Here is a 25,416-nt window from a genome sequence, read left to right as displayed (position 1 = left end):
GGAAAGCCGGAGGAGACGACAATGACGAAGACCGTTCGCCTGACGATGGCGCAGGCGCTGACCCGCTTTCTCAGCCGCCAGATGACCGAAATCGACGGCAGACGAGTGCCGATCTTCGGCGGCGTCTGGGCGATCTTCGGCCACGGCAATGTCGCCGGCATCGGCGAAGCGCTCTACCAGGTGCGCGACGAGCTGCCGACCTTCCGCGCCCATAACGAGCAGGCGATGGCGCATGCGGCGATCGCCTATGGCAAGGCGAATTTCCGCCGCCGCTTCATGGCCGCGACCACCTCGATCGGCCCGGGCGCGCTCAACATGGTGACGGCCGCCGCGCTCGCGCATGTAAACCGGTTGCCTGTCCTGTTTTTGCCGGGCGATGTCTTTGCCAACCGCTTGCCCGACCCGGTGCTGCAGCAGGCCGAGGATTTCTCCGACGGCACGGCGAGCGTCAACGACTGCTTCCGCGCCGTCTCGCGCTATTTCGACCGCATCACACGGCCGGAGCAGATCATCCCGGCGCTCAACCGCGCCATGCAGGTGCTGACCGACCCGGCCGAATGCGGCCCGGTCACGCTCTCGCTCTGCCAGGACGTACAGGCCGAGGCCTATGATTATCCCGAAAGCCTGTTTGCCGAACGCGTCTGGACGCCGCGCAGGGTTCGCCCCGACCGCCACGAGCTGGCGGCCGCCGTCGCGGCGTTGAAGGGCGCCAGGAAGCCGCTGGTGATTGCCGGCGGCGGCGTGCTCTATTCGCAGGCCTCGGGCGAACTGGCCAAGCTGGTGCAGGGCGCCGGCATTCCGGTCTGCGAGACGCAAGGCGGCAAGTCTTCGCTCCCCGATGATCATCCCCTCAACATGGCCGCCGTCGGCGTCACCGGCACCTCGGCCGCCAACCGGCTGGCGGAAGAGGCGGACGTCGTGCTCGCCGTCGGCACCAGGCTGCAGGATTTCACCACCGGCTCCTGGGCGCTGTTCAAGAATGCCGGCCGCACCATTATCGGCCTCAATACCCAGGTCTTCGACGCCGGCAAGCATTGGGCACTGCCGCTGGTCACCGACGCGGCCGAAGGGCTTGCCGAGCTGTCCGCGGCGCTGATGGGCTGGAAGGCGCCGGCCGCCTGGACCGACAACGCGCTGAAGGGCAAGACGGACTGGCAGGCCGCCGCTGCCAAGGTGACGGCCTCGACCAATGCCGCCTATCCATCCGATGCGCAGGTGATCGGCGCCGTGCAGCGCGCGATGGGCTCGGGTGTCACCTTGCTGCATGCCGCCGGCGGCCTGCCGGGCGAACTGCACAAGCTTTGGCAAGCCGGCGCGCCCGGCTCCTATCACGCCGAATACGGTTTCTCGACCATGGGCTACGAGATCGCCGGCGGTCTCGGCGTCAAGATGGCGAAGCCCGACCAGGAGGTCGTCGTCATGGTCGGCGACGGCTCCTATCTGATGCTCAACTCCGAGATCGCCACTTCTGTGATGCTGGGCTTGAAGCTCACCATAGTGCTCCTCGACAATCGCGGCTATGGCTGCATCAACCGGCTGCAGATGGCGACCGGCGGCGCCAACTTCAACAATCTCTTGAAGGACGCGCGCCACGAGGTGATGCCCGACGTCGACTTCGCCGCCCATGCCGCGAGCCTCGGCGCCGTCGCCGAGAAAGTGGCCTCGATCGCCGAGCTGGAGACAGCGCTTACCAAGGCGAAGGGCAACGATAAGACCACCGTGCTTGTCATCGACACCGATCCGCTGGTGTCGACCGAGGCCGGCGGCCATTGGTGGGACGTTGCCGTACCGGAAGTCTCGTCGCGCCCGCAGGTCAATGCCGCGCGCAAGAAATATGAGGAAGCCGTGGGTAGCCGTCAGGGCTGAGACGGCATCCGCCTCGCAACGAACAAAAGCTGGAGTGACGACTTGAAAGCCAAACTGGGCATGTCCCCCATCGCGTGGTGGAACGACGATCTCGTGGAATTGAGCGATGACGTGTCGCTGGAGGAATGCTTGGCGCAGTCGCGCTCGGCGGGCTTCACCGGCATGGAGATGGGCCGTCGCTTCCCCAACGATCCGAAGGTGATGCTGCCGATCCTGAAGGAGGCCGACGTCACGCTTTGCGGCGGCTGGTTCTCCGGCACGCTGGTCAATGAGGATCTGGCCAAGAACAAGGATCGCATCCAGCCGATGATCGACCTGTTCAAGGCGGTCAACGCGCCCTGCATCGTCTATGGCGAGGTCGGCCGTTCCATCCAGGGCGACCGCTCCAAGCCTTTGGCCACCAAGCCGAAACTTTCCGACGACGAGATGAAGGCCTATGGCCGCCGCGTCACCGAATTCGGCGAATGGTGCGCCGACCAGGGCATGCCGCTCTCCTACCACCATCACATGGCGGCGGTGGTCGAGACCGAGCCGGAGCTCGACGCTTTCATGCGCAACTCCGGCGAAGGCATTCCGCTGCTGCTCGATGCCGGCCATCTCGCCTTTGCCGGCGGCGACGTGCTGCGCGCCATCGACAACCATCACAAGCGCATCAACCACGTGCATGTGAAGGACGTGCGCATGGGCGTGATCGACGGGCTCGACCGCACGAAACAGTCCTTCCTCGACGCGGTGGCGCTTGGCGCCTTCACCGTGCCGGGCGACGGCTCGCTCGACTTCGGCGCCATCGTGCAGCGCTTCGCCGACTATGGCTATGAAGGCTGGTTCGTGGTCGAGGCCGAGCAGGACCCGAAGAAGAACCCGCCGCTCAGGATGGCTCAGGTCGGCCACAAGGAGCTGATGCGGGTCATGACGGCCGCCGGCTACACGGTGGAGACGCAAGGCTTCCCGGCCTAAACGGTGGATTCGCCATGGCGCGCAGTCTATCTGATGCGTGTTGGGCAAATCCTGGATTGGCGCGATGAAAGATTATGAGCACCCCTTCTTCCGGCCGCTGTGGCGACGCATCGCCGTGGTCGCCGTCTGCCTTGTCTGGTCGGTGATCGAGTTCGCCACCGGCACGCCGTTCTGGGGCGTCATTGCGCTCGGCTTCGCCGGTTATGCGGTGTGGCAGTTCTTCTACCTCTACAAGCCGGTCGAGGAGGCCAGGCCTCCAGCCGAGCCGAAGGAATGATCTAAGGAGCTCCCAATGTCGAAACTGCTCGTCAAGGCCGACAAGGGCCACGGCCACGTCGCTCACGTCACCCCGCAAAGCGCCGGCTGGACTTATGTCGGTTTCGATCTCCACCGCTTGCGGCCGGGCGAGACGGCGTCCGGCAAGACCGGCGACCGCGAGGTCTGCCTGGTTTTCGTCACCGGCAAGGGCAGGGCGGCTGCCGACGGCAAGGATCTCGGCCTGCTCGGCAAGCGCATGTCGCCGTTCGAGGGCAAGCCCTGGTCGGTCTATGTGCCGCAAGGCTCCGACTGGTCGGTGACCGCCGATACCGAGCTGGAGCTCGCCGTCTGCTCGGCGCCGGGCCTCGGCGGCGGCCTGCCGGCGCGAGTCATTTCACCTGACGATCTCGGCCAGGAAGTGCGCGGCAAGGGCACCAACACCCGCTATGTCACCAACATCCTGCCCGAGGGCAAGCCGGCGGATTCGCTGCTGGTGGTCGAGGTCATCACGCCAGGCGGCCACACCTCCAGCTATCCGCCGCACAAGCACGACCGGGACAATCTCCCCGCGGAATCCTATCTCGAAGAGACCTACTACCACCGCCTCAACCCGCCGCAGGGCTTTGCCTTCCAGCGCGTCTACACGGACGCCGACAGGAACGGTGTGCGCGACCTCGACGAGGCGATGGCGATCGAAGACGGCGACGTCGTGCTGGTGCCCAAGGGCTACCACCCATGCGCGGCCTGCCACGGCTATGATCTCTATTATCTCAACGTCATGGCCGGCCCGAAGCGGACGTGGAAATTCCACAACGCGGCCGAGCATGAATGGCTGATGAAAGCTTGAGATTTTTCATCGAGCTCAACCTGTTGGTCCAGTTCGGAAAAATCGTCGGCTAAGGACCACGTGGGCCTGGTTGCCTTCGAAAACCCACGAAAGCTTCGTCAATCCGTCATGGAAATCACCTATGGCAGCGGGCTGACGAGGTTTTCTCATGCGCTACGCCATCTATTTCACCCCGCGGCAGGACGAGCCGCTGGCGCGCATCGCCGCCAATTGGCTTGGCCGCGACCCGTTCGGCGCGGCGACGCGGCCGGTCGAGGCCGTGGGTGATCTGTCGGCGGCGGAAGTTGCCTTCCACACGGCCTCGGCCAGGCGCTACGGCTTCCACGCGACACTGAAGGCGCCGTTCCGGCTGGCGCCGAACGAGACGGAAGCCTCGCTACGCGCTGCGCTCGACGACTTCGCCGAAGTCACGTCGCAGGTCGTCATTCCGCGCCTCGTCGTCGGCCAGATCGACGGTTTCTTCGCGCTGGTGCCGGAAGCCCCTTTCGCGCCGCTCAACAATTTCGCCGGCGAGGTCGTGCGTGCCTTCGACCGCTTCCGCGCGCCGCTGACCGAAGCCGAGATCGAACGGCGCAGCCCCGATTCGCTGAAGCCGCAGGAATTCCGCAACCTGTGCCAGTGGGGCTATCCTTACGTCTTCGAAACGTTCCGTTTCCACATGACGCTTTCCGGACGCGTCGGGCCACAGGAAAGCCCCCGTCTTCGTGCAGCAATCGACAGCCTTTTCGCGGAAGTGCTGCAGCGTCCGGTGCCGGTGGATGCGCTGACCTTGTTTGTCGAAACCGAGCCGGGCGCCCCCTTCATGGCGCTCTCGCACCATGCGCTTGGACGCCGCCCGGCCAGAAAAACCGCCTGATTTGACCGCCCAGTATGATCGCTTGAGATAGGACTGCCTGAAATGACCGCCGAAACCGTCCTCACCAATGCCCGCATCGTGTTGCCCGACGAGATCGTCGAGGGCTCGCTGCTGCTGCGCGATGGCCTGATCGCAGCGATCGAGCCGGGTGCAGCCGGCACCGGCGAGGATATGGGCGGCGATTACATCATCCCGGGCCTCGTCGAGCTGCACACCGATCATCTCGAAGGCCACTACGCGCCGCGTCCGAAAGTGCGCTGGAACCCGATCGCCGCCGTGCTTGCCCATGACGCACAGGTGGCGACCGCCGGCATCACGACGGTGCTCGATGCCTTGCGCGTCGGCATGGACGAGGATGCCGACCTCACCTCCGGCGACATCCGCAAGCTCGCCGACGCGATCGAGGACAGCGTCAGCCAGGATCGGCTAAGGGCCGACCATTTCATCCATCTGCGCTGCGAAGTCTCGGCGCCGGATTGCCTCAAGGCCTTCGCCAATTTCGAGACCGACGACAGGGTGAAGCTCGCCTCGCTGATGGACCATGCGCCGGGCCAACGCCAGTTCGTCAACCTCGAGACCTATGCCTATTACTACCAGCGCAAGCTGAAGCTGACCGACAGCGACTTCCAGAAATTCTGCGAGAAGCGGATGGCGGAATCGGCCAAGAATTCCGGCCCGAACCGCGTCTTCATCTCCGCCGCCTGCCATGAGCGGGGCATCGTGCTCGCCAGCCATGACGACGCGACCGCCGGCCATGTCGACGAGGCGGTCGAGCAGGGCGTGCGCGTCGCCGAGTTCCCGACCACGGAGGAGGCGGCAAGGGCCTCGAAGGCGGCCGGCCTCGGCGTGCTGATGGGCGCGCCGAACGTCATGCGCGGCTCCTCGCATTCGGGCAACGTCTCGGCCAGGGCGCTTGCCGGCGACGGCCTGCTCGACATCCTGTCGTCCGACTACATCCCCTTCAGCCTGATCCAGTCGGCCTTCTTCCTCGGCGATGTGGTCGAGGGCATCTCGCTGCCGCAGGCGGTCGCCATGGTGTCGAAGAACCCGGCCGACGCGGTCGGCCTCACCGATCGCGGCGTCATCGAGCCGGGCCGCCGTGCCGATCTGGTGCGCGTGCGCGTCGACGATCATGTGCCGGTCGTGCGCACCGTGTGGCGCCAGGGCAGGCGTGTCGCATGATGGTTTCGGCGCTGATCGAACGCGAACTCACCGAAACGCTTCCGATCCGCAACGGCGTCTTCGTCGCGGTCGTCGGCCCGAGCGGCGCCGGCAAGGACATGGTGATCGGCTACGCCAAGGCACGCTTTGCCGAAGAGACTCGGCTGGAATTCGTGCGCCGCGTCATCACCCGGCCGAGCGACTCCGCCAGCGAAGATCACGATACGCTGGCCGATGCCGCCTTCGCCGAGGCGGAGGCCGACGGCGCCTTCGCCATCTGCTGGGATGCGCATGGCCTGCGCTATGGCCTGCCGGCCGATGTCGACTGGGCGGTCGCCAACGGCCACGTGGCGGTGGCGAATGTCTCCCGCGCCGTCATCCCGGCGTTGCGTGAGCGCTATGCCAATCTGGCGGTGGTCGAGATCACCGCGGCGCCGGAAATCCTCGCCGAGCGGCTGGCGGCGCGCGGCCGTGAATCGCGCGGCGAAGTGCTGGCGCGCCTGGCGCGCAGCACGAGCGTGACGCTGTCCGGCCCGGACGTCACCTCGATCGACAACAGCGGCGCCAGAGAGATCGCCGGCGAGCGCTTCGCCGAGGTGCTGCGCAAGGCGATGGCGGTCTCGGATCTTTCGGACATGATTTAGCGCCCTCCTTCTCCCACAAGGGGGAGAAGGGGGAGCCGGAACAGCTACTCCGCCGGCGCGCCTGCGACATTCCTGCGCGTCGCTTCCATCATCCGGCGCCGCGCACGGAACACGCCCCATTGCTGGTCGACCAGAACGCCGATCAGGATCACCCCGCCCATCACCGCGAAGTTGAGCGAGGAGGGGATGCCGAGCAGGTTGACCAGGTTCTGCAGTTCCTGCAGAAGCACGGTGCCGAGGATGACGCCCACCAGCGAGCCCTCGCCGCCGCGCAGCGAGAAGCCGCCGAGCACCGCCGCTGCGATCGCATAGAGCTCGTAGAACTGGCCGTGGCTCGCCGGCGAGATCGAGCGCGTGTACATGGCGAAATAGATCGCCGACAGCGCCGTCAGCACGCCGCAGATGACATAGGCCGCGATCACCACGCGTCCGGTGCGGATGCCCGAATATTTCGCCGCTTCCTCGTTCTTGCCGATGGCGTAGAGATAACGGCCGAACACCGAGCGATGCAGCACCACCCACATGACGATGGCGATGACGATGAGCGCGATGAAGCTGTTCGGCACGCCCCAGCTGCGGCCGGCGGTCAGGAATTCGAGGTCCGGGAAATTCTGGCCGAAGGCGAAGCCCGCCGTGCCGTCGGCGGTGTAGAAGCGCGCCACGCCGCGATAGATCAAGAGGCCGCAGAGCGTCACCACGAAAGGCTGCATCTTGAGCCGCGTGATCAGCCAGCCATGCACGAAGCCGATGACGGCGCCGAGCGCGATGATCAGCACGAAGGCGAGCGGCCAGTCCATCTCGCGCACGGCGATGAAGTCGATGAACAGTGTGCCGAGCAGCGCCACCAGCGAGCCGACCGAAAGCTCGATGCCGCCGGTGATGATGACGAAAGCCTGGCCGATGGAGAGGATGCCGAACAGGCCGATCAGGTTCGAGGTGTTGGCGAGGTTGATTGGCAAAAGGAAGCGCGGGTTGATGGCCGTCACCACCGCGCCGACCACCAGGATCAGGATCAGCAGGCCGAAGTCTTTCTTGCTCATTGCGCTCCTCCAGCGGCATGCGCCAGCTTCGGCTTCTTGCCCACTGCCAGCAAAAGCACGTTCTCCTGGCTGAAATCGTCCCGGTCGAGAATGCCGGAAATCTGCCCCTCATGCATGACCGCGATGCGGTCCGAGACGCCGATCACTTCTTCCATGTCGCTGGAGATCATCAGCACCGCGACGCCGGCATCAGCGAGGGCGCGCATCAGCCCGTAAATCTCGGCCTTGGCGCCGATATCGATGCCGCGGGTCGGCTCGTCGAGGATCATCACCTTCGGGTTCATCGCCAGCCATTTGGCCAAAACCACCTTCTGCTGGTTGCCGCCCGAAAGCGTGCCGGTGCGGGTGAGCACCGACGGCGCCTTGATGCCGAGGTCCTTCTTCTGCTTCTCCGCGGTGGCGAGCTCGGCGCTGGTTGACACCAGCGAGCGCTTCGCATGCGCCGGCAGATTGGGCAGCGAAATGTTCTCGGCAATTGAGAGGTCGAGCAGGATGCCGGTGAGCTTGCGGTCTTCGGGCACGAGGAAGATGCCGCTCGCCACCGCATCGGCGGCCGAACCGACATCGAGCGCCTTGCCGTCCAGCGTGACGTTGCCGCCGAGCCGCTCGTCGATGCCGAACAGAACCCGCGCGAGCTCGGTGCGGCCCGAGCCGACCAGGCCGGCAAGGCCGAGGATTTCGCCGCGCCTCAACTCCAGGCTAACCGGGTGGTCAGGATAGGCGCTGGTGCGCACGGCATTTACCGAGAGCGCGACGCCGCCCGGAGCGCGCCCCGCTTCCGCGGCCTTCTCGCGCTCCTTCAGCATGCGCCCGATCATCAGCTTGACCATCTGGTCGTGGTTGATCTCGCTCTTGGGCAGCGTGCCGGCAAGCATGCCGTCGCGCAGCACCACGACCCGGTCGGCGACGCGCTCGACTTCGTGCAGGCGGTGCGAGATGAAGATGACGCTGATGCCTTCCGCCCGCAGCCCTTTGATCACGTCGAGCAGCTTTTCGGTCTCGGCGATCGGCAGGCTGGAGGTCGGTTCATCGAGGATCACCAGCCGCGCCTTGATCGACAGCGCCTTGGCGATCTCGACCATCTGCTGCTGGGCGAGCGACAGCGAGGCGACCGGCGCGTCGGCCGAGAAATTGGCGCCGACGCGCTTCAGGAGCGGGGCCACCATCTCGCGCAGTTTCGCGCGGTCGACCAGCCTCAGCGGCCCGGCCTTCAGAGGCTCGCGGCCGAAGAAGACGTTGGCGGCGACATCGAGGTTTTCGAAGAGATTGAGCTCCTGATGCACGAAGGCGATGCCAGAGCCGATACTGCCCTCGACGGTCAGTCCCTCATGCGCGACGCCATCGACGATGACGGTGCCGCTGTCCGGACGCGTCACACCGCCGAGGATCTTCATCAACGTGGATTTGCCGGCGCCGTTTTCGCCGACCAGGCCGATCACTTCGCCCGGCCTGACCTCCATGGAGAACCCATCCAGCGCCACGACGCCGGGATAGGTCTTGCGCACGGCCTCGAGGCTCAGGAAAGGAGCGGACTGCACGATCGATGGGTCGGAATAGTTCATCACGCCATGATTCATCGCGCCACAATTCATAGCGCTGCTCAGCAGCCGGTGGACCACAGACTGACGGGCCTTGGCAGGCCCGTCAATACGGACGCCCGCTCAAGGCGAACCTTGAGCCGGCGCAACTGCGTATCGATTACTTGCCCGCCATCGCCTTTAGATTGGCGGCATAGGCATCGACATCGTCCTTGCCGATGATCTTGGTCGGCACAATGATGAGGCCGTTCTCCGGAATGCCCGACTTGTCGCCCTTGAGGTAGGAAGCCATCAGCTTCATGCCCTGATAGGCCCATTCGAAGGGCTGCTGCACCACGGTCGCGGCAACCGTGCCTTCCTTGACGCCGCCCAGCGTGATCGGATCGTCGTCGAAGCCGACGACGGTGATCTGGCCGAGCTTGCCGGCGTCGCGCAGCGCCTCATAGATGCGCGGCGTGTTGTAGGAATAGAAGCCGACCATGCAGGTGATGTCCGGGCTGGCGACCAGCGCGTCCTCGACATTCTTCTTGGCGCGTGCCTGGTCGATGTCGTCGCCGCGCACGTCGACCAGTTCGATCTTGCTGCCGGCGAGCCCGTCCTTCATGCCCTGGATGCGCTCCTTGGCGTTGTCGGCGCCGAGCAGGCCGACGAAGCCCAGGCACTTGCCGCCGTCGGGCATCGCCTTCTTGGCGATCTCGGCCGCCTGCTTGCCGGCATCGACGTTGGACGAGCCGATATAGGCGACGCGCTTGGTCTGCGGGGCGTCGCTATCGGTGGTGAACAGCGCCGTCTCGGAGGCGATCTTGTTCAGCCCGTCGGTCGAGGTCTTGGGGTCGACGGCCGACACCATGATGCCCTTCACGCCGGCCGTCACCAGATCGTCCATCAGGCGCTGCTGGATGGCGACAGACGACTGCTCAGGGTATTTCAGCTCGAGATTGTAGTCGGGCAGTTCGCCCTGCGCCTTCTTCACGCCGGCTTCCGCCGCCTTCCAGAAGTCTGACGCGCCGTTGACGACGAAGGCCAGCGTCGGCTTGTCGTCGGCGCGCACGGTTGCGCTCGCAGACAGGCCGAGAGCCAAGGCGGCCGCGGCGACGGATGCGTTACGGATCATGGATTTCATGTTCAACCTCCCTTTTGAAACTCATCGCTGATGTCTCGGCTGCGGCCCGGACGCCCTCCTCCTCAAGGGGCTTGCCCAAGATCTGGCTACTTAAGAACGGCGCCAATCCAGCCGCGACCAAGACACTAGACACAGATTTGGCGTTCGTAAATAGTCCGATTTGTCTGACATTTTCGTGAGAATGAGGCAGCCCTGTTCCGGCGCCCGGCCGGCCATCTGACGCGCGCTCCTCCCACTTGCCGCTGCCGGCCGGGAGCCTTCCGGTCCGATCGCGACGAGTTGACAGTAAAACGCTTACGGCTATTAGTAAAGACTATTAGTAATGACGCCGAAGCAGCGCCTCGGCGGCGGAGGAGGCCATCGGCCGAGGTGCCAAGGCGAAAAGAAGAGAGCGGCGGCGATAAGCTCCGCCGCAAATGCAGAATCCCAAGGGAATAGCCGGATATCCGGTATCGACCCAGCTGTTTTTCGTTGACAGGCGGAGTGGCTGGTGAGGAAAATGTCGTGTCTGATTATAGTTATAAATAAGGTGCGTTTCCGATAAATGCGCCGGACCTGACCATCTTGCCGTGCCGCCGGCCTGCTTACAGCCGGCAGGCTTTGGGAAACGACCATGAGTGAACCGACGGAACTGCGCGATCCCCCGGAAGCCTCCAGGCGCCGCAAGCCGTCCGTCAAGCCCAAGGGCCGTGTCACCATGACCGATATCGCCCGGGCCGCCGGCTGCTCGCAGGCGACGGTCTCCTTCGTGCTCAACAATTCGCCGGGCATCAGGCTGTCGCAGCAGACGCGCGACCGGGTGATCGAGGCAGCCAGGGCGCTCGGCTACTCGCCGCCGGTCTTTTCGGCGCTCCGCCCGCCCGTCGCGCCCTTCGAGGGGTTGGATGGCGTCATCGGCTTTGCCGTCGACCAGCTCGCCACCAGCCCCGAGGCGGTGGTCGCCATCGAGGGCGCGCGCCAGGCCTCGTGGAACGCCGGCAACGTGCTGCTGGTGGCGCAGACCATGGGCGATGCCGTCATGGAGCCGCGTGCCATACAGGCGCTGACGCGGCGCGGCATCTCGGCGCTGATCTACATGACCATCTTCACCCGCGAGATCACGGCGCCCGAGTTCCTCTATAGTCTCGACATCCCGGTCATCCTGCTCAACTGCTACACCGCCGACTATGCCTTCCCGGCCGTTGTGCCCTCGGAGATCGCCGGCGGCCAAAGCTCCACCCGGCATCTCATCAGCCACGGCCACCGACGCATCGCCACCATCACCGGCGAGCCCTGGATGCAGGCGGCACAGGATAGGCTGAAAGGCTATCGCCGCGCGCTCGCAACAGCCGATATCCCCTTCGATCCGGAGCTGGTGGTCGAGGGCGACTGGTCGGCCAGCGCCGGCTATGCCGCTACGGTCAAGCTGCTTGCGCTGAAGGACCGTCCGACCGCCATCTTCTGCCAGAACGACCGCACGGCGATCGGCTGCTACGAGGCGCTGAAGGAAGCCGGCCTGCATATCCCGCAGGACATTTCCGTCGTCGGCTATGACGACGAGGAGATCGCCCGTCACCTGTTCCCGCCGCTGACCACGTCGATCCTGCCGCATCTGGCGATGGGCCAATGGGCGATCGAGCAGCTGGAGACGCCGCCGACACCTGGCCACGGCCGCTACCCCATCACCAAGCTGGAATGCCCGCTGGTGGAGCGGGAAAGCGTGGCGAGCGTGAAGGGAGCGGCACCATGAGAGACCGTAGGGATGCAACACGAAGAGATAATGTGATTCAGATTCGGGCACCGGCGGGAACGAAGGCCATGCTTACCCGTGCCGCGAACTTGCGTGGGCAGAAACTGTCGGCGTTCGTGCTGGACAGCGCCCGCAGGCAGGCCGAAGAAACTATTCTCGATCAGCGCATCTTCTTTCTCGATGCCGACGCGCATGAACAATTTCTTGATCTGCTTGATGCCCCCAATAAGCCGTCCGAAGAACTTCGAGCGCGCATGACACGTAAGCCCGTCTGGAAGCGCTGATTCCTACTGGTAGGGTCATCCCCGGGGAGCGTGAAGGCATAATTGCGGTGACCGGACCCCGGCACAGGCCTATGCTGGGTGGGCGCATGTTCCTTCCCCGGCACAGGAGAGACGCTCATGTGGCCGAACCGTCGTCTCTGCGATCTGCTGAAGATCGAGCATCCCATCATCCAGGCGCCGATGGCCGGCTCGGCGACGCTGGAACTTGCCGCGGCGGTGAGCAATGCCGGCGGGTTGGGGTCGCTTGGCTGCGCATCGATGCTGCCGGACGGCGTGCGCAACGTCGCGCGCCAGCTGCGCGCCTGGACCGACCATCCGTTCAACCTCAACTTCTTTGTCTTCCCCAAACCCGGCACCAGCGATGCCGTACTGGCGCGGACGATCGAAAGGTTGCGACCCTACTATCAGGAGCTGTCGCTTGGCGAACCATCGCAGAGGCTGCCGCCGATCGGACCGGGTTTCGACGACGAAAAGCTTGACCTGGTGCTCGAGATCCGCCCGCCGGTCGTGAGCTTCCATTTCGGCATACCGGACGCGGCCAAGGTCGCCAGGCTGAAGCAGGCCGGGATCATGATCATCAGCACTGCGACGAACGTCACCGAGGCGTTGAAGCTTGCCGACAGCGGCGCCGATGCCGTCATTGCCCAGGGATGGGAGGCCGGAGGCCACCGCGGCTCTCACGTCCCGAACGGTCCGGGTGACGGGGTGGGAACGATGGCGCTGGTTCCCCAAATCGTCGATGCCGTCAAGCTCCCGGTCATTGCCGCGGGCGGCATTGCCGACGGCCGAGGAATAGCGGCCGCTTTCGCGCTTGGCGCCAGTGGCGTGCAGATCGGCACCGGCTTTCTGTCCTGCGACGAAGCAGGCACGGACGCACCGCGCCGCGCCCTGATCCGCGCCGCGACAGACATGGACACGATGGTCACCGATGCCTTCTCGGGCCGCGCCGCGCGGGCGAAACGCACGCGCTATGCCCTGGAGATGGAGGAGAGCCGGATGCCCCTTCCGGATTTCCCGCAAATGTATGCGCTGACCGCTCCGCTCGGCGACGCCGATCATGCAAAGGCGGATTTTGCCTTTCATCTCTACGGGCAGGCGGCCGCGTTGAACCGGGAGCTGCCGGCGGGAGAGCTGATGCGAACGCTCGTTGCCGAGGCGAAGGAGATATTCGGCATGCTCTCGGCGTCGCCGGCACGTTAACGCTCGTTCCCACGAACCCATCGCGAATTCGGCGCCCGCGAGAAGGAGAGCGTGGCGACCGTGAAGTCGCCCATATAAACCGCGGTACGCTGAGCTATTCTTGCACCCGGAGATTGCTCTGCGCCTTGGCAGCAATTCCGTCGAGGTTTAGCTTGGGCTCATAAGTGGGGAGGTCCTGATGGCGTCGACTTTCACCGTTCACGCGGCGTCCGGCTATGAACAGCTCATGGGGCGATGGAGCCGCAGGCTCGCTCCGCTCTTCATCGACTTCGCCGGTCTGGCCGGCGGCGAAAAGATTCTCGACGTCGGCTGCGGCACCGGCAGCCTGACCTTCGAGCTGGCGAAGTCCGCCGACCTCGCCGAGATCCAGGCCATCGACTTCTCGCCGGTCTTCGTCGCGGCGGCTAAGGAGAGGAACACCGATCCGCGCATCGCCTTCAGCCAAGCGGACGCCACCGCCCTGCCTTTCGCGGACAATGCGTTCGACCGTGCGCTGGCGCTGCTGGTGCTTCACTTCGTGCCGGAGACCGGCAAGGCGGTGGCCGAGATGCGCCGTGTGGTGCGGCCGGGCGGAGTGGTCGCGGCCGTGGTGTGGGACCATCTCGGCGGCATGCCGGGCATGCGCATGATGATCGACACGGTAGCGGCGCTCAGCGAAAGCGGGCGCCAGATGCGCAGCCGCTACTGCTTCCAGCCGATGATGCAGCCCGGCGAGATGAAACGGACTTTTGTCGAGCAGGGGCTGGCCGACGTCACGGAGGCCGAGCTGATGATCCGCATGGATTATGAGAATTTCGACGACTACTGGGCGCCGATCGCGGCCGGCGAAGGACCACTCGGCAAATACATGACGACGCTCGACGCAGCGGAGCGGACGCGCGTCGAAGCCGCCATCCGCGATGCCTATGAGGCCGGCCGGCCGGATGGGGCGAGATCCTTCGCCAATGTCGCCTGGGCCTGCAGGGGGACCGTGGCCTGACCTTCACCGCGATCTGAGCTGCGCGCGCACCGCATCGCGAAAACTGCGGAAGTTCGGATAGCCGAGCAGCGCAAGCAGCCTGATCAGCGTCGTGGCGGGAAGGCCGGTCGCCGCGGCCATGCCGGCTGCCGTCATGAAGGCGGCCTCTGGCCATCGCCAGCGCAGGAAATCGCCGATCGCCGGATGCTTGGAGACGAGCTTGGGCTCGCAAGCCAGCGCCGCGACAAGGCTCGGGGGCGGCATCGGCCTTCCGAGTCGATCCGCCTGCATCAGGCCAGATTGATCGCGACGTTGCGCAGCAACGCCACCGATTTGCGCATCCCTTCCATCGGCGACAGCATCATGTCCTCGTGCTCGATGGAGAGCACGTCGTCATAGCCGACCTGCTTCAGCGCGACGCAGAACTGCCGCCACCAGGTCTCGCCGTGACCGTAGCCCAGCGTGATGTAGTTCCAGGCCCGATCGGCATAGTGGTTTGGCGGACGCGCATCGAGCACGCCGTCGATGGCCGCCGCTATCGGTTCGATGCGCGTATCCTTGGCGTGTACATAGTAGATCGCCGAGCCAAGCTTGCGCACGGCGGCAATCGGGTCGGCACCCATCCAGAGCGGGTGGCTCGGATCGTAGTTCGCGCCCACCGTTTCGCCAACGACATCGCGAAGCCTAAACAGCGTCTGGACGTTGTACACAGCCTGATGGCCGTGCAGTTCCAGGCACAATTTTTCTATGCCGAGATTGTTCGCGAAGCTGACGAGATCGCGCCAGTAGGGAATGATGCACTCGTCCCACTGGTAGCGCTGGATGTCGGCGCATTCGGGCGGCCAGTCGGTGATGATCCAGTTGGGGTTGGCATCGCCCGGACCGCCGGGCAAGCCGGACATCATCACCACGCGATCGATCTCCATCAGGCTCGCCAGCCTGATCGTGTCCTCCGTCACCTGCCGGTGCTCCTTGCCCTGCGGTCCGGGGTGCAGCGGGTTGCCCGAGCAGTTGAGCGCCGCGATCGTCAACCCGTGGTCGCGGACCTTGGCGATGAATTCGCTGCGGGTCGCAGCATTGTCCAGCATGGCTGCGAGATCGATGTGCGGCGCGGACGACCAGTTGCCGCAGGCGAACTCCAGCGTCTCCAGCCCGAGTTCGGCCGAAGCGCGCAGCATCTCGTCGAAGGAAAGATTGCCCAGGCTGTCGGTGATCATGCCAATCTTCATTTTCGGGACTCCTGGTTGACTTGAGACCTTCCGCTTAGAGCTTCACAGGTTCGAACCTGCCGGATCTGGCGGACGCAAGCGCCGCCTCGCAAAGGATCATGGCCTTGCGGCCGTCGCCGGCGGTGACGGCGGGCTTCCTGCCGGTTTCGACGGAGGTGATGAAATCATCGATCTCGGCGGCGTAGGACTCGGCGTAGCGTTCGACGAAGAAGTAGTAGGGCTTGTCGCGCGATATGCCTTTGCCGCTGTACATTTCGACCGAGGTCGGCAGCCGATTGCCGGCCTGCAGCATGCCCTCGGCGCCATGCACCTCGATGCGCTGGTCGTAGCCATAGGCGGCCCTGACGCTGTTGTTGATGTGACACTGACGGCCGGACGCGGTTCGCAGGATGAACATCGCGGTGTCGTAGTCGCCGAGCTTCCTGTATTGCGGCGCGACCAGCGAGGAGCCGGTCGCAAAAAGCTCGACCGGCTCCTCGCCGAGCAGGTTTCGCGCCATGTCGAAGTCGTGGATCGTCATTTCGCGAAAGACGCCCCCGCCCCCGGCCAGCGCTTCCTCGGTTTCGGGTTCGGGGTCGCGACTGGTGATGATGACCTGCTCGACGGCGCCGATCTCGCCGGCGGCAAGGCGCTCCTTCAGCGCCCGGAAGCTCGGATCGAAGCGGCGGTTGAAGCCGATCTGGAACGGCACGCCGGCTTTCTCGACCGCGGCCAGGCACTCGTCGGTGCGCTTGAGATCGAGATCGATCGGCTTCTCGCAGAAGATCGCCTTGCCTTTCGCCGCCGCCGCCATGGCAAGGTCGGCATGCGTGCGCGTCGCCGAAGCGATGAACACCATTTTCACCGACGGATCGTTCATCACCGTCTCGGTGTCGGCGATCTCGGCGCCGGTGGCGGCGGCGACCCTGGCGGCCGCCTCGCGATTGGGATCGACGATGTAGCGCAGCCGCACCCTTGGATGGCGCGCCAGATTGCCCGCGTGCACGCGGCCGATCAGCCCCACCCCGAACAGACAAACATCCATCATGCGTTTCGACTTTCCTGTCAGGGCCGCCCTGTCGCGGCACGGCCAAGTTCACGTTTCGCCGGCGTTCACTTGACGGCACCCATGGTGAGGCCGCGAACGAGGTGCCGCTGCACCAGGAGCGCGAAGAAGACGATGGGCAGCGCGCCGATGACGCCGGCCGCCGCCATCGAGGCCCAGTCGGTATCTATGCGCCCGATCAGCGTCGCGGTGCCGCGCGGCATGGTCATGGCGCGCGGCGTCGCCGTCAGCGCCAGCGCGAAGAGGAATTCGTTGAAGGTGACCAGCACGGCAAAGATCGCGGTCGCCGCGAGCCCGGGGGCCGCCAGCGGCAGCGTGATGCGGCGGAAGGCGCCGAAGCGCGAATCCCCGTCGACCATCGCTGCTTCCTCGAGATCGACGGGGATCTCGCGGAAGAAGCTTTCCATCATCCAGACGCAGAAGGTGACGTTGAAGGCGGTGTAGGTGGCGATCAGGCCGAGCCAGCTGTCGAGCAGGCCGAGGCTCAGCATCAAGAGATAGACGGGGATCAGGATGACGACCGGCGGGATGATGCGCAGCGTCAGAAGAAACAGACCGACCTTGCGCTCCGTGGCGAAAGGCAGGCGGAACCTGACGATCGCATAGGCGCCCATCGCGCCGACCACCAGCGCGATGGCGACGGAGAAGAAGGTCACCACCAGCGAGTTCGTCAGGTAGGAACCGAACTGCTTTTCGGTGAACAGCCGGACATAGTTGTCGAGCGTCGGCACGTGCGGGTAGAGCGTGCCTTCCTGTGTGATCTCGCGGTTGGACTTGAGCGAGGTGGAGACGAGCCAGCAGATCGGCAGCAGGACAACGGCCAGGATGAAGATGGTTGTGAGGATGCGTGCCAGACGGGTGCTCATGACGCGTCGATCCTGCGCAAAAGCCTGATGGCGCTGAAGGCGAGCGCGAGCACGACGAGGCCGATGGTCACGAACAGCGCTGCCGCGTAGCCGGTCTGCTGGAACTTGAACGCGGTGTCGTAGCCGTAGATCGAGATCAGCCTCGTCGCCTCGCCCGGCCCGCCACGGGTCAGCACGAAGACCTGGTCGAAAGTGCCGAAGGCATCGATGGTCCTGAGCACGATCGCCACCGCCAGCACCGGACGCATCATCGGGAAGGTGAGGTCGGCAAAGACGCGCCAGGCGCCGGCGCCGTCGACGCGCGCGGCCTCGAACGGCTCGTGCGGCAGCGACTGCAGCCCGGCGAGCAGGATCAGGAACATCAGCGGCGTCCATTCCCAGACGTCGAGCACGACGAGGCCGATGAAGGCATTGAGCGGGTTGCCGAGGATCTGCACCGCGCCGCCGCCCATGGCCTCCGACAGTGCCGTCAGCATGCCGGCGTCGCTGGCGTAGATCAGCCGGAAGACGATGGCGACGACGACCGGCGTGACTACCATCGGGATAATGAGCACTGTCCTGAGCAGGCGGATGCCGCGAAATTCGCGCAGGCAGAACAGCGCGAGCGCGAAGCCGAGCACGGCCTCGAAGGATACCGACAGCGCGACGAACTTCACGGTGATCCAGAGGGCGTTGAGGAACTGCGTGTCGCTCCACAGGCGCACATAGTTCTGCAGGCCGACATCGGAGATCGGCGAGCCATAGCGATAGGCCCTGGTGCTGGCCCTGAGGCCGTCCCAGAGCGGATAGACGAGCACGCCGAGCACGATCATCAGGCCCGGCGCCAGCATGAGATATGGGAGGGCGAGGTCGAGCCCCGCCCCCTGCAGGCGATATTTGCGTGCCTGCGTGCCGCTTTGCATCAGTAGTAACCGGCCGTGGTGAGATAATCCTTGACCTGCTTGGCGGCCGTGTCCAACGCCGCGCCGCCGCCGGAACCGGCCTGCAGCGCCTTGTTGAGCTCGATGCCGAGCAGTTCCTCGACCTTCGCCCAGTCGGGCGTGCGGGGCCTCGGCAGCGCGCCGGCGTCGAGCTGCTGCAGGGCGACCGGGATCAGCCGGTTGCCGGGCTTGGCGATGCCGAAGGCGCTGCGCTTGACCGGGATCGATCCGGCCTCCGACAGCTTGGCCTGGGTCTCGGCGCTGACATACCACTTCAGGAACGCGACCGCGTTCGCCTTGTTGGGTGCCGATTTCGGCACGCCGGCGATGAAGATGCCCATCTGCGCGATCGCCTTTTCTTGGCTAGGAACGACGCCGAAATCGAGCTTGCCCGCCACTTTGGTCTGGGCGGGATCGTCGGCCTTCAGCGCATTGCCCGAATACTGGATGATGGCGCCGGCCTCGCCGCCGAGGATCGCCGCCCCTTCCTGATCGGAGTCGAACTCGACCACGCCGCTCGGCGCGTTCTGCTTCATCGTGCCGACGAAGAAATCGGCGGAGGCCTTGCCTTCGGCCGAGTTGAAGATCGGGTTCCACTTGTCGTCGAAGAAGGAGCCGCCGAACGACAGGAAGACCGGATACCAGCTGGTGACGATCGGATTGCCGGAGACGCCGCGGAAGACGACCGGGTATTTGATCTTGCCGGCCGCGACGCCTTCCTTGCCCTTGGCGATCACCTCGTCCCAGGTCTTGGGCGCGCCGCCGGTGAAGACGTCGTTGCGGTAGGTGAGCGTCTGCAGGTCGCCGACGAAGGGCACGCAGATCAGCATCGGCTTGGCGCTCTCGAAGCCCTTGACGCGCGGCCCCTGCTGCGGCGGCCAATAGCCCATGTCGATCATCGAGCCGATCCAGTCCTTGTCGGAGCCGTCGATGCCGCCGGCGCCGAGATCCTCGAGCACGTTGGCGGCGCCGAACTGCGGCACCCACGGATCGTCGAGGAGATAGAGGTCGTACTGGCCGGCGCCGCTCTGGGCGTCGGCGAACCACTTCTCCAGCGTCACGCCATATTCATCCTCGAGGAACTCGATGTCGAAGCCCTGCTCCTTCGCCAGCGGGATGATCTTCTGCTTGAACGGCGTCAGCCCGCCATCGGCGAAGGCGCCGATGATGACCTTCTTGCCGGCTGCAGGGGCGGGCATGGGCAGGCCGAGCGTGGTGAGGGCGGTGGTGGCGAGGGCGAGGCCAAGCCCGCCTTTGATGACGGAGCGGCGAGTAAGTCTGCTGGAATGCATCATTTCACTCTCCCATTGTTGTTGACCCTGTGGACGGCGGTGAGGCCGGCCGAATTGAAGAAACAGGCGTTCGCCGGGTCGAAGGCGACGCCGATGCTTTCGCCGACCGCGCCCCTGAAATCGCGGCCGGCCCGGACCGAGACATTGCCGCCGTCGAGGCGGACATTGACCAGCGTTTCGTTGCCCATCGGCTCGACGACATAGATCTCGCCGGGCAGCGCGCCGGTTTCGTCTGGTTGGGCGACGCTGCAGTCTTCCGGGCGCAGCCCGATCTCGACGATCTCGGCAAGGCGGCATGCGGTCAGCCGCGTCCGCTCCAGCGCAACGATCTTTTCGCCCGCCATCACGCCTTGCTCGGCGAGCGCGACCGGCAGGATGTTCATGGGCGGGTTGCCGACGAAGGTGGCGACGAAGCGGTTTGCCGGACGGTCGTAGATGTCGATGGGCGGTGCCATCTGCTGCAGCTCGCCGCCATGCATGACGGCGACGAGGTCGGCCATCGTCAGGGCCTCGACCTGGTCGTGGGTGACGTAGATGGTGGTGGCGCCCAGGCGCTGGCAGAGCCGCTTGATCTCGCCGCGCATGGTGAGCCGCAGCCGCGCGTCGAGATTGGACAGCGGCTCGTCCATGAGGAAGGCCGCCGGGTCACGCACGATGGCGCGGGCCAGCGCAACGCGCTGGCGCTGGCCGCCGGAGAGCTGGCGCGGCCTGCGGTCGAGCAGATGGCCGATTTCGAGGATGGCGGCGACCTCGCCGATCTTGGCCTTGCGCCCGGCCTCCGGCGTGCCGCGGATCCACAGCGGATAGCCGATGTTTTCGGCGACCGTCATCTGCGGATAGAGCGCGTAGCTCTGGAAGACCATGGCGATGTCGCGGTCGCGCGGCTGCAGGCGAGTGACGTCGCGCTCGCCGATGAAGACCTTGCCGGCGGTCGGCATGTCGAGCCCCGCCAGGATGCGCAGCGCCGTCGTCTTGCCGCAGCCTGACGGGCCAAGCAGCGCGAGGAATCTGTGGTCGGGCACGGCGAGGTCGAGCGATCGCAGCACGTTGAGCGCGCCGAAATTCTTGACCACGTTTCTGTACAGGACCGAACTCATCGCCTTCCCCGGCGCCCCGCTGTTCGTCAGCCCTTCCGCTCGTCGACCCTGAAGCCGGCCTCTTCGGCCAGCGCCTTCAGGTTGCGGTAGCCCATGCTAGCATAGGTCAAGGGATGCGCCTTGGCCGGATCCTGCTCGGCCTCCACCACCAGCCAGCCGGAATAGCCCTTGTCGGCCAGGATCTTGAGCAGGCTCGAATAGTCGATCGCGCCGTCGCCGGGCACGGTGAAGATGCCTTCCATCACAGCGCCCATGAAGCCCATGTCGTTGTCACGTGCCTTCTTCAGCACCGCCGGGCGCACATCCTTGCAATGGACATGGACGACACGGTTCACATGGCGGCGCAAGAGCTGTTCCGGGTCGCCGCCGGAAAAGGCGCAATGGCCGGTGTCGTAGAGCAGGCCGACCGCCTGACCGGTGGTCTGCATCAGCCTGTCGATCTCTTCGTCGGTCTCGACGATCGTGCCCATGTGATGATGAAAGGCCATGCCGACGCCGAAATCAGCAAAACGTTCGGCCAGCCGCGTGATCTTTTCGCCGTAGGGCTTCCATTCCTCGGCGGAAAGCTTCGGCCGCTGCGAGATCGGATCGTGGATCGCGCCATGGCGGCCGCGCGAGGTGTCGGCATAGACGACATGATTCGCGCCGAGGTCCCTGAGCAGCGTCAGATGCGGCAGGATCGCCTCGAACTCTTCCTCCACCTCCTTCTCGCAGATGCGGCCGTCATACCAGCCGGAGACCAGCGCCAGCCGGTAGCGGCCGAGGATGGGGCCAAGCGTGCGGGCCTCACGAGGGAACTTGCCGCCGAGCTCGGTGCCGGCATAGCCCGCCTCGGCGGTTTCGCTCAGGCAAGTCTCGAGCGGCGTGTCGCCGCCCAGTTCCGGCACGTCGTCATTGGTCCAGGTGATCGGATTGATGCCAAGTCGAACTGTCGTCATTGCGCGCTTTCTGCCCTCGGTAGCGGGCCGCGGGGCGTTCGTTTCGGGAGGGAAATGGTTGCAGGTATTGGCGGCAGGATGCAAAGCCCTGCCTGTTCGTTTGGCCAGACGCCCTCCCAGTTGCCTTGCCCGAACCTGTCTTGCCTCGACGTCTTACCCCAACGTCAGCGGGAGAAGTCTACGCCGCTCTGTCTCCATCGCGAGGTCCAGTTTTGCGGAAAATGAAGGAACCAGTTTCAGCGCGCCGGCGGCTGTGGCAGGATGGGGACGAGATGGAAAATCTGAAAGCATCCACGCAGTATCGGGGAGCTAAGCGTCCATCGTTGGCGCGAGGCACCCCCCTCTGTCCTGCCGGACATCTCCCCCGCAAGGGGGGAGATTGGCAGCTCCGTCGCCGGCTCTTTTTCTGCGACGTCGGTGATTGGCGAGTGCGACGGCGACAGCTGATCTCCCCCCTTGCGGGGGAGATGGCCGGCAGGCCAGAGGGGGGTGGGCGGGAACTCGACGCCGCAAAGCGAGCTCTTTGGAAGCTTCCGTTGCCAGCAGGCCGCAGAGGTTAACCCACATGCGCCCCCACCCCAAACCCCAAGCCTTCCCCCTCGACATGCTCGCCGTGAACCGCGCCAGCCCCGAGCATCTCTCCCGCCAGCTCTACCACGGCCTGGTCGCCATCATCCGCAACCGCACGCTGGCGCCGGGCACGGAACTGCCATCGACGCGGGCTCTGGCCGCCGAGCTCGGCCTTGGCCGCAACACCATCGTCTCGGCCTATGACCAGCTCGTCACTGAAGGCTATCTCGCCAACCGCCAGGGCGCGCGGCCGGTGATCGTCGACCTGCCCGACGGCCCGCGCGAGGCGCCGGCAGAAATGCCGCCCGTGCCGCTGCGTTCGCCCTCGCGGCGAGGCGAGGAGCTGCTCAGCCAGCCCTGCCACCACGGCAGGCCGGGGCACGTTGCCTTCCACCCAGGCATGCCGGACGCGACGAGCTTTCCCTTCGGCGTCTGGGGCCGGCTGGTGGCGCGCCGCGCCAGCCATGGCGGCGAGACCCTGTTCGGCACCTATGACGTCACCGGCCATCCGGCGCTTAAAGAAGCGATCGCCGGCTATCTGTTCTCCGCGCGCGGCGTGCGCTGCCGTCCCGGCCAGATCGTCGTCACCACCGGCGCGCAGGCCGCCTTCGATCTTCTCGCCCGCCTTTTGCTCGATCCCGGCGACACGGTGTGGATGGAGGAGCCCGGCTATTACGGCGCCAAGGCCGCCTTCACCGTGGCCGGCGCCAAAATCCTGCCCATCCCGGTCGACCAGGAACGCGGCTGGTGGCTCGACGTGCCGGATTTTTCGCCCCGCCTCATCTATGTGACGCCGGCCTGCCAGCATCCGCTCGGCATCACCATGCGCATGGAGGAGCGGCTGCGCCTGCTCGACATCGCCGAGACCGCCAACAGCTGGGTGATCGAGGACGATTTCGACGGCGAATACCGCTTCCAGGGCCGGCCCGTGCCGGCGATCCAGAGCATGGACCGCTCCGGCCGCGTCATCTATGTCGGCACCTTCGCCAAGCTCCTGTTCCCGGCGCTGCGCATCGGCTTCATGGTGCTGCCCATCGAGCTCGCCGGCCGCATCGTCAACGCGATCTCCACCACCGGCCAGTTCGCGCCGCTGCTGCTGCAGGCCGCCTTGGCCGATTTCATCACCGAAGGCCATATGAGCCGGCACCTCAAACGCATGCGCCGCATCTACGCCCAGCGCCGCCAGCTTTTTCGCGAGATTGTCGCCGAGCGCTTGCGCGACGAGATCACGCTCTCCCCCGCCGAAGCCGGCATCCAGGTGGTGGGCTATCTCAAGGAGGGCATCGACGACATCAAGGTCAGCCAGGCCGCCGCGCGAAGGGCGATCAACGTCTCGCCGCTGTCGAAATATTTCCAGAACACCGCGGCGACCCAAGGCCTGGTGCTCGGCTACGCGGCCTGCGACGCGGCGCAGATGCGGGATGGCGTGGAGCGGTTGGCGGCGGCGATACGCGAGACGTTGGGTGAATGACGGCGGCCCTGGCGGCCAATCGCATAGGGGAGAGCTGCCTCCCTCATCCGACCTCCGCTGGAGGGAGACCCAAGCGTCGATCGTCGGCGGGACAGCACCCCCCTGTCCTGCCGGACATCTCCCCCGCAAGGGGGGAGATTGAGCGCTCGACCGCCTATACCAATCTCCGACGGTGTAAGAATAGGCGAAGCGCCGAAGCTGCCGATCTCCCCCCTTGCGGGGGAGATGTCCGGCAGGACAGAGGGGGGTGCGAAGGAACTCGACCGTGCAAACCCAGGCTTCCTCACCCCCACGAATGTGGGGGGAGAGGTGGCTCGGCGAAGCCGAGACGGAGCGGGGGAGCACCCTATGCGATTACACGCCTCCGGCCCTCACGCCCGCCGCCGCACCACCTCCGCATAGCGCTGCAGATACAGCGGCCAGCCCTGCTCCCCGTCGACGCCGTCGCGCACGCTTTCCCAGCCCTGGCCGTGGCGCTCGAGATTGCGGTGCTCGAGCTCGACGCGGGTGCGCTGCGTGGTTTCGGCGATGAAGCGCACTTCCCATTCGCTGGTCTTGGCCGGGTCGGTCTCGATCCGCCATTGCGGGCTGATGTCCCAGCTGAGCAGCACCCGGTTGGGCGGCTCATAGGCCAGCACCCGCGCCCAGCGGCACTCGCTGCCGTCGACGCCGCGGTCATAGACATGGCCGCCGACGCGAGGCTCGAACACCGTCTCGGCGATCTTGACCGGCAGCAGATTGTGCTCGGCCGGTTTGAAGCTGCCGAAGCCTTCGGTGAAAACCTTGAAGGCGCGCTCGATCGGCGCCTCGACCACGACGGATTTTTTCACGGACGCGATTGGGACTTGGGTGTTCATGACGACTCCTCTGGTGGGGACTCGACGGCCAGCTTGTAGGCCGCGAGCGTCTGGCTCCAGAACCGGTCGAGCCAGGCGCGCATCTGGCCAAGCCCGTGCGGGTCGATGTGGTAGACGTTGCTGGCGCCCTTCGGCTCCGCGCGCACCAGCCGCGAATCCTTGAGCACCTTCAGATGCTGCGACACCGCCGACTGCGACACGGCGACCTGCCGCGTGATTTCCACCACCGACCGCGGCCGCTCCGCGATCAGCTCGAAAATCCGCCTGCGGGTGGTGTCGCCAAGGGCTGCGAGCTGGGCACTATCAACAGTCATGACTTATGATTAGTGAAGACTGATGATGGAGTCAAGGGAGGGAGTGGTGGCTGCTCGGGAGGGCGCAGCCGCCATGCGGGTCGCCGCCTCGCCCAGGCAAAGCGAACAAAACAGAGGAGTCGGAACGCGCGTCGCGTCGCGACTTGGACGAAGGGTTAGATCGTGGGGTCGGTGAGGAAGGGCATGATGTCCACGCCGTCTCCTGGAAAGACGGAGAAATGCTGGTGGTTTTCGAAGAGGCGGGCGGCGGCCTCAATGGTTTCAGCCTCAACGACGATGTAGCCGCAAAAGGGGTTCACGGCGTCGATCGCGTCCTGCTCGAGGCACCGCTATGTCATTGCTGCGCAGGTCACTTC

26 protein-coding genes are annotated in these 25,416 nt (G+C 65.5%); 12 read left to right on the top strand and 14 right to left on the bottom strand.

Translation table 11 applies throughout. The annotated features are described in order from the left end of the window. Positions 1-21: 21 nt before the first annotated feature. From iolD to phnN, 7 genes are all read left to right on the top strand, one after another. Complete coding sequence (gene iolD, locus RFN30_RS15670; protein ID WP_320262993.1) at positions 22-1,866, top strand: 3D-(3,5/4)-trihydroxycyclohexane-1,2-dione acylhydrolase (decyclizing); 1,845 nt, start codon at positions 22-24, stop codon at positions 1,864-1,866. Positions 1,867-1,908: 42 nt separating this feature from the next. Beyond that, a complete protein-coding gene (gene iolE / locus RFN30_RS15665; RefSeq protein ID WP_320262992.1) occupies positions 1,909-2,823 on the top strand; it encodes a myo-inosose-2 dehydratase in 915 nt (304 codons plus the stop codon). 64 nt (positions 2,824-2,887) lie between these two features. Continuing rightward, positions 2,888-3,100 (top strand): DUF3329 domain-containing protein, encoded by a 213-nt coding sequence (locus tag RFN30_RS15660; RefSeq protein WP_320262991.1) that lies wholly within the window; start codon positions 2,888-2,890, stop codon positions 3,098-3,100. A 15-nt stretch (positions 3,101-3,115) separates the two neighbouring features. Beyond that, positions 3,116-3,928 carry a 5-deoxy-glucuronate isomerase gene (gene iolB, locus RFN30_RS15655; RefSeq protein WP_320262990.1) on the top strand — a complete coding sequence of 271 codons (813 nt, stop codon included), beginning with the start codon at positions 3,116-3,118 and terminating at the stop codon, positions 3,926-3,928. 148 nt (positions 3,929-4,076) lie between these two features. Then, entirely contained in the window at positions 4,077-4,784 is a 708-nt protein-coding gene (locus RFN30_RS15650; protein WP_320262989.1) for a DUF1045 domain-containing protein, read from the top strand. 42 nt (positions 4,785-4,826) lie between these two features. Beyond that, positions 4,827-5,966 (top strand): alpha-D-ribose 1-methylphosphonate 5-triphosphate diphosphatase, encoded by a 1,140-nt coding sequence (locus RFN30_RS15645; RefSeq protein WP_320262988.1) that lies wholly within the window; start codon positions 4,827-4,829, stop codon positions 5,964-5,966. After that, positions 5,963-6,589, top strand: coding sequence for a phosphonate metabolism protein/1,5-bisphosphokinase (PRPP-forming) PhnN (gene phnN / locus RFN30_RS15640; protein ID WP_320262987.1), 627 nt, complete (start codon positions 5,963-5,965; stop codon positions 6,587-6,589). The genes RFN30_RS15645 and phnN overlap by 4 nt, the downstream gene beginning before the upstream one ends. 44 nt (positions 6,590-6,633) lie before the next feature. On the opposite strand, the gene RFN30_RS15635 is transcribed toward phnN, so the two are convergent. The 3 genes from RFN30_RS15635 to RFN30_RS15625 form a co-directional block, all read right to left on the bottom strand. After that, positions 6,634-7,629 carry an ABC transporter permease gene (locus RFN30_RS15635; protein WP_320262986.1) on the bottom strand — a complete coding sequence of 332 codons (996 nt, stop codon included), beginning with the start codon at positions 7,627-7,629 and terminating at the stop codon, positions 6,634-6,636. Next, positions 7,626-9,191 carry a sugar ABC transporter ATP-binding protein gene (locus RFN30_RS15630; RefSeq protein ID WP_320262985.1) on the bottom strand — a complete coding sequence of 522 codons (1,566 nt, stop codon included), beginning with the start codon at positions 9,189-9,191 and terminating at the stop codon, positions 7,626-7,628. The genes RFN30_RS15635 and RFN30_RS15630 overlap by 4 nt, the downstream gene beginning before the upstream one ends. A 136-nt stretch (positions 9,192-9,327) precedes the next feature. Further along, the gene (locus RFN30_RS15625) at positions 9,328-10,290 is read right to left on the bottom strand and encodes a sugar-binding protein (protein WP_320262984.1); all 963 of its coding nucleotides are present in this window, start codon (positions 10,288-10,290) and stop codon (positions 9,328-9,330) included. Positions 10,291-10,987: 697 nt separating this feature from the next. Between RFN30_RS15625 and RFN30_RS15620 the strand changes: the two genes are divergently transcribed. The 4 genes from RFN30_RS15620 (at position 10,988) to RFN30_RS15605 (ending at position 14,482) form a co-directional block, all read left to right on the top strand. Next, positions 10,988-12,019: a LacI family DNA-binding transcriptional regulator gene (locus RFN30_RS15620; protein WP_320263141.1), complete on the top strand. Its 1,032-nt coding sequence runs from the start codon at positions 10,988-10,990 to the stop codon at positions 12,017-12,019. Next, entirely contained in the window at positions 11,965-12,303 is a 339-nt protein-coding gene (locus RFN30_RS15615; RefSeq protein ID WP_320262983.1) for a type II toxin-antitoxin system TacA family antitoxin, read from the top strand. The genes RFN30_RS15620 and RFN30_RS15615 overlap by 55 nt, the downstream gene beginning before the upstream one ends. Positions 12,304-12,420: 117 nt before the next feature. Next, positions 12,421-13,503, top strand: a complete 1,083-nt coding sequence (locus RFN30_RS15610) for an NAD(P)H-dependent flavin oxidoreductase (RefSeq protein WP_320262982.1) — start codon at positions 12,421-12,423, stop codon at positions 13,501-13,503. 178 nt (positions 13,504-13,681) lie between these two features. After that, positions 13,682-14,482, top strand: coding sequence for a class I SAM-dependent methyltransferase (locus RFN30_RS15605; RefSeq protein WP_320262981.1), 801 nt, complete (start codon positions 13,682-13,684; stop codon positions 14,480-14,482). 3 nt (positions 14,483-14,485) lie between these two features. Here RFN30_RS15605 and RFN30_RS15600 read toward each other — a convergent pair whose 3' ends face one another. The 8 genes from RFN30_RS15600 to iolE (RFN30_RS15565) all read right to left on the bottom strand — a co-directional run bounded on the left by RFN30_RS15600 (position 14,486) and on the right by iolE (RFN30_RS15565) (position 21,848). Further along, on the bottom strand, positions 14,486-14,725 hold the full coding sequence (locus tag RFN30_RS15600; RefSeq protein WP_320262980.1) for a hypothetical protein: 240 nt from the start codon (positions 14,723-14,725) through the stop codon (positions 14,486-14,488). Between the two features lie 26 nt (positions 14,726-14,751). After that, positions 14,752-15,690, bottom strand: a complete 939-nt coding sequence (locus RFN30_RS15595; RefSeq protein ID WP_320262979.1) for a sugar phosphate isomerase/epimerase family protein — start codon at positions 15,688-15,690, stop codon at positions 14,752-14,754. 34 nt (positions 15,691-15,724) lie between these two features. Next, positions 15,725-16,717: an inositol 2-dehydrogenase gene (iolG, locus tag RFN30_RS15590; protein ID WP_320262978.1), complete on the bottom strand. Its 993-nt coding sequence runs from the start codon at positions 16,715-16,717 to the stop codon at positions 15,725-15,727. A gap of 65 nt (positions 16,718-16,782) precedes the next feature. Continuing rightward, complete coding sequence (locus RFN30_RS15585) at positions 16,783-17,601, bottom strand: carbohydrate ABC transporter permease (RefSeq protein ID WP_320262977.1); 819 nt, start codon at positions 17,599-17,601, stop codon at positions 16,783-16,785. Continuing rightward, positions 17,598-18,503 (bottom strand): carbohydrate ABC transporter permease, encoded by a 906-nt coding sequence (locus RFN30_RS15580; RefSeq protein WP_320262976.1) that lies wholly within the window; start codon positions 18,501-18,503, stop codon positions 17,598-17,600. Before RFN30_RS15580 ends, RFN30_RS15585 begins: the two co-directional genes overlap by 4 nt. Continuing rightward, on the bottom strand, positions 18,503-19,816 hold the full coding sequence (locus RFN30_RS15575) for an extracellular solute-binding protein (RefSeq protein WP_320262975.1): 1,314 nt from the start codon (positions 19,814-19,816) through the stop codon (positions 18,503-18,505). Before RFN30_RS15575 ends, RFN30_RS15580 begins: the two co-directional genes overlap by 1 nt. Beyond that, positions 19,813-20,910: an ABC transporter ATP-binding protein gene (locus RFN30_RS15570; RefSeq protein WP_320262974.1), complete on the bottom strand. Its 1,098-nt coding sequence runs from the start codon at positions 20,908-20,910 to the stop codon at positions 19,813-19,815. Before RFN30_RS15570 ends, RFN30_RS15575 begins: the two co-directional genes overlap by 4 nt. A gap of 26 nt (positions 20,911-20,936) precedes the next feature. Then, entirely contained in the window at positions 20,937-21,848 is a 912-nt protein-coding gene (gene iolE, locus RFN30_RS15565) for a myo-inosose-2 dehydratase (protein WP_320262972.1), read from the bottom strand. 565 nt (positions 21,849-22,413) lie between these two features. Between iolE (RFN30_RS15565) and mocR the strand changes: the two genes are divergently transcribed. Continuing rightward, the gene (gene mocR, locus RFN30_RS15560; protein ID WP_320262971.1) at positions 22,414-23,889 is read left to right on the top strand and encodes a rhizopine catabolism transcriptional regulator MocR; all 1,476 of its coding nucleotides are present in this window, start codon (positions 22,414-22,416) and stop codon (positions 23,887-23,889) included. A 371-nt stretch (positions 23,890-24,260) separates the two neighbouring features. Here the strand turns inward: mocR and RFN30_RS15555 are convergent, their stop codons facing one another. The 3 genes from RFN30_RS15555 to RFN30_RS15545 form a co-directional block, all read right to left on the bottom strand. Then, the gene (locus tag RFN30_RS15555; RefSeq protein ID WP_320262970.1) at positions 24,261-24,746 is read right to left on the bottom strand and encodes an SRPBCC family protein; all 486 of its coding nucleotides are present in this window, start codon (positions 24,744-24,746) and stop codon (positions 24,261-24,263) included. Further along, complete coding sequence (locus tag RFN30_RS15550) at positions 24,743-25,060, bottom strand: ArsR/SmtB family transcription factor (RefSeq protein ID WP_320262969.1); 318 nt, start codon at positions 25,058-25,060, stop codon at positions 24,743-24,745. The genes RFN30_RS15555 and RFN30_RS15550 overlap by 4 nt, the downstream gene beginning before the upstream one ends. A gap of 155 nt (positions 25,061-25,215) precedes the next feature. Beyond that, positions 25,216-25,359 (bottom strand): hypothetical protein, encoded by a 144-nt coding sequence (locus tag RFN30_RS15545; protein WP_320262968.1) that lies wholly within the window; start codon positions 25,357-25,359, stop codon positions 25,216-25,218. Positions 25,360-25,416 lie beyond the last annotated feature (57 nt).

Origin of the sequence: Mesorhizobium dulcispinae (assembly GCF_033977345.1) — a bacterium.
GTDB classification, from domain to species: domain Bacteria; phylum Pseudomonadota; class Alphaproteobacteria; order Rhizobiales; family Rhizobiaceae; genus Mesorhizobium; species Mesorhizobium dulcispinae.
The sequence above is the reverse complement of the archived record's forward strand: the minus strand, read 5'-3'. Positions and strand labels throughout refer to the sequence as shown.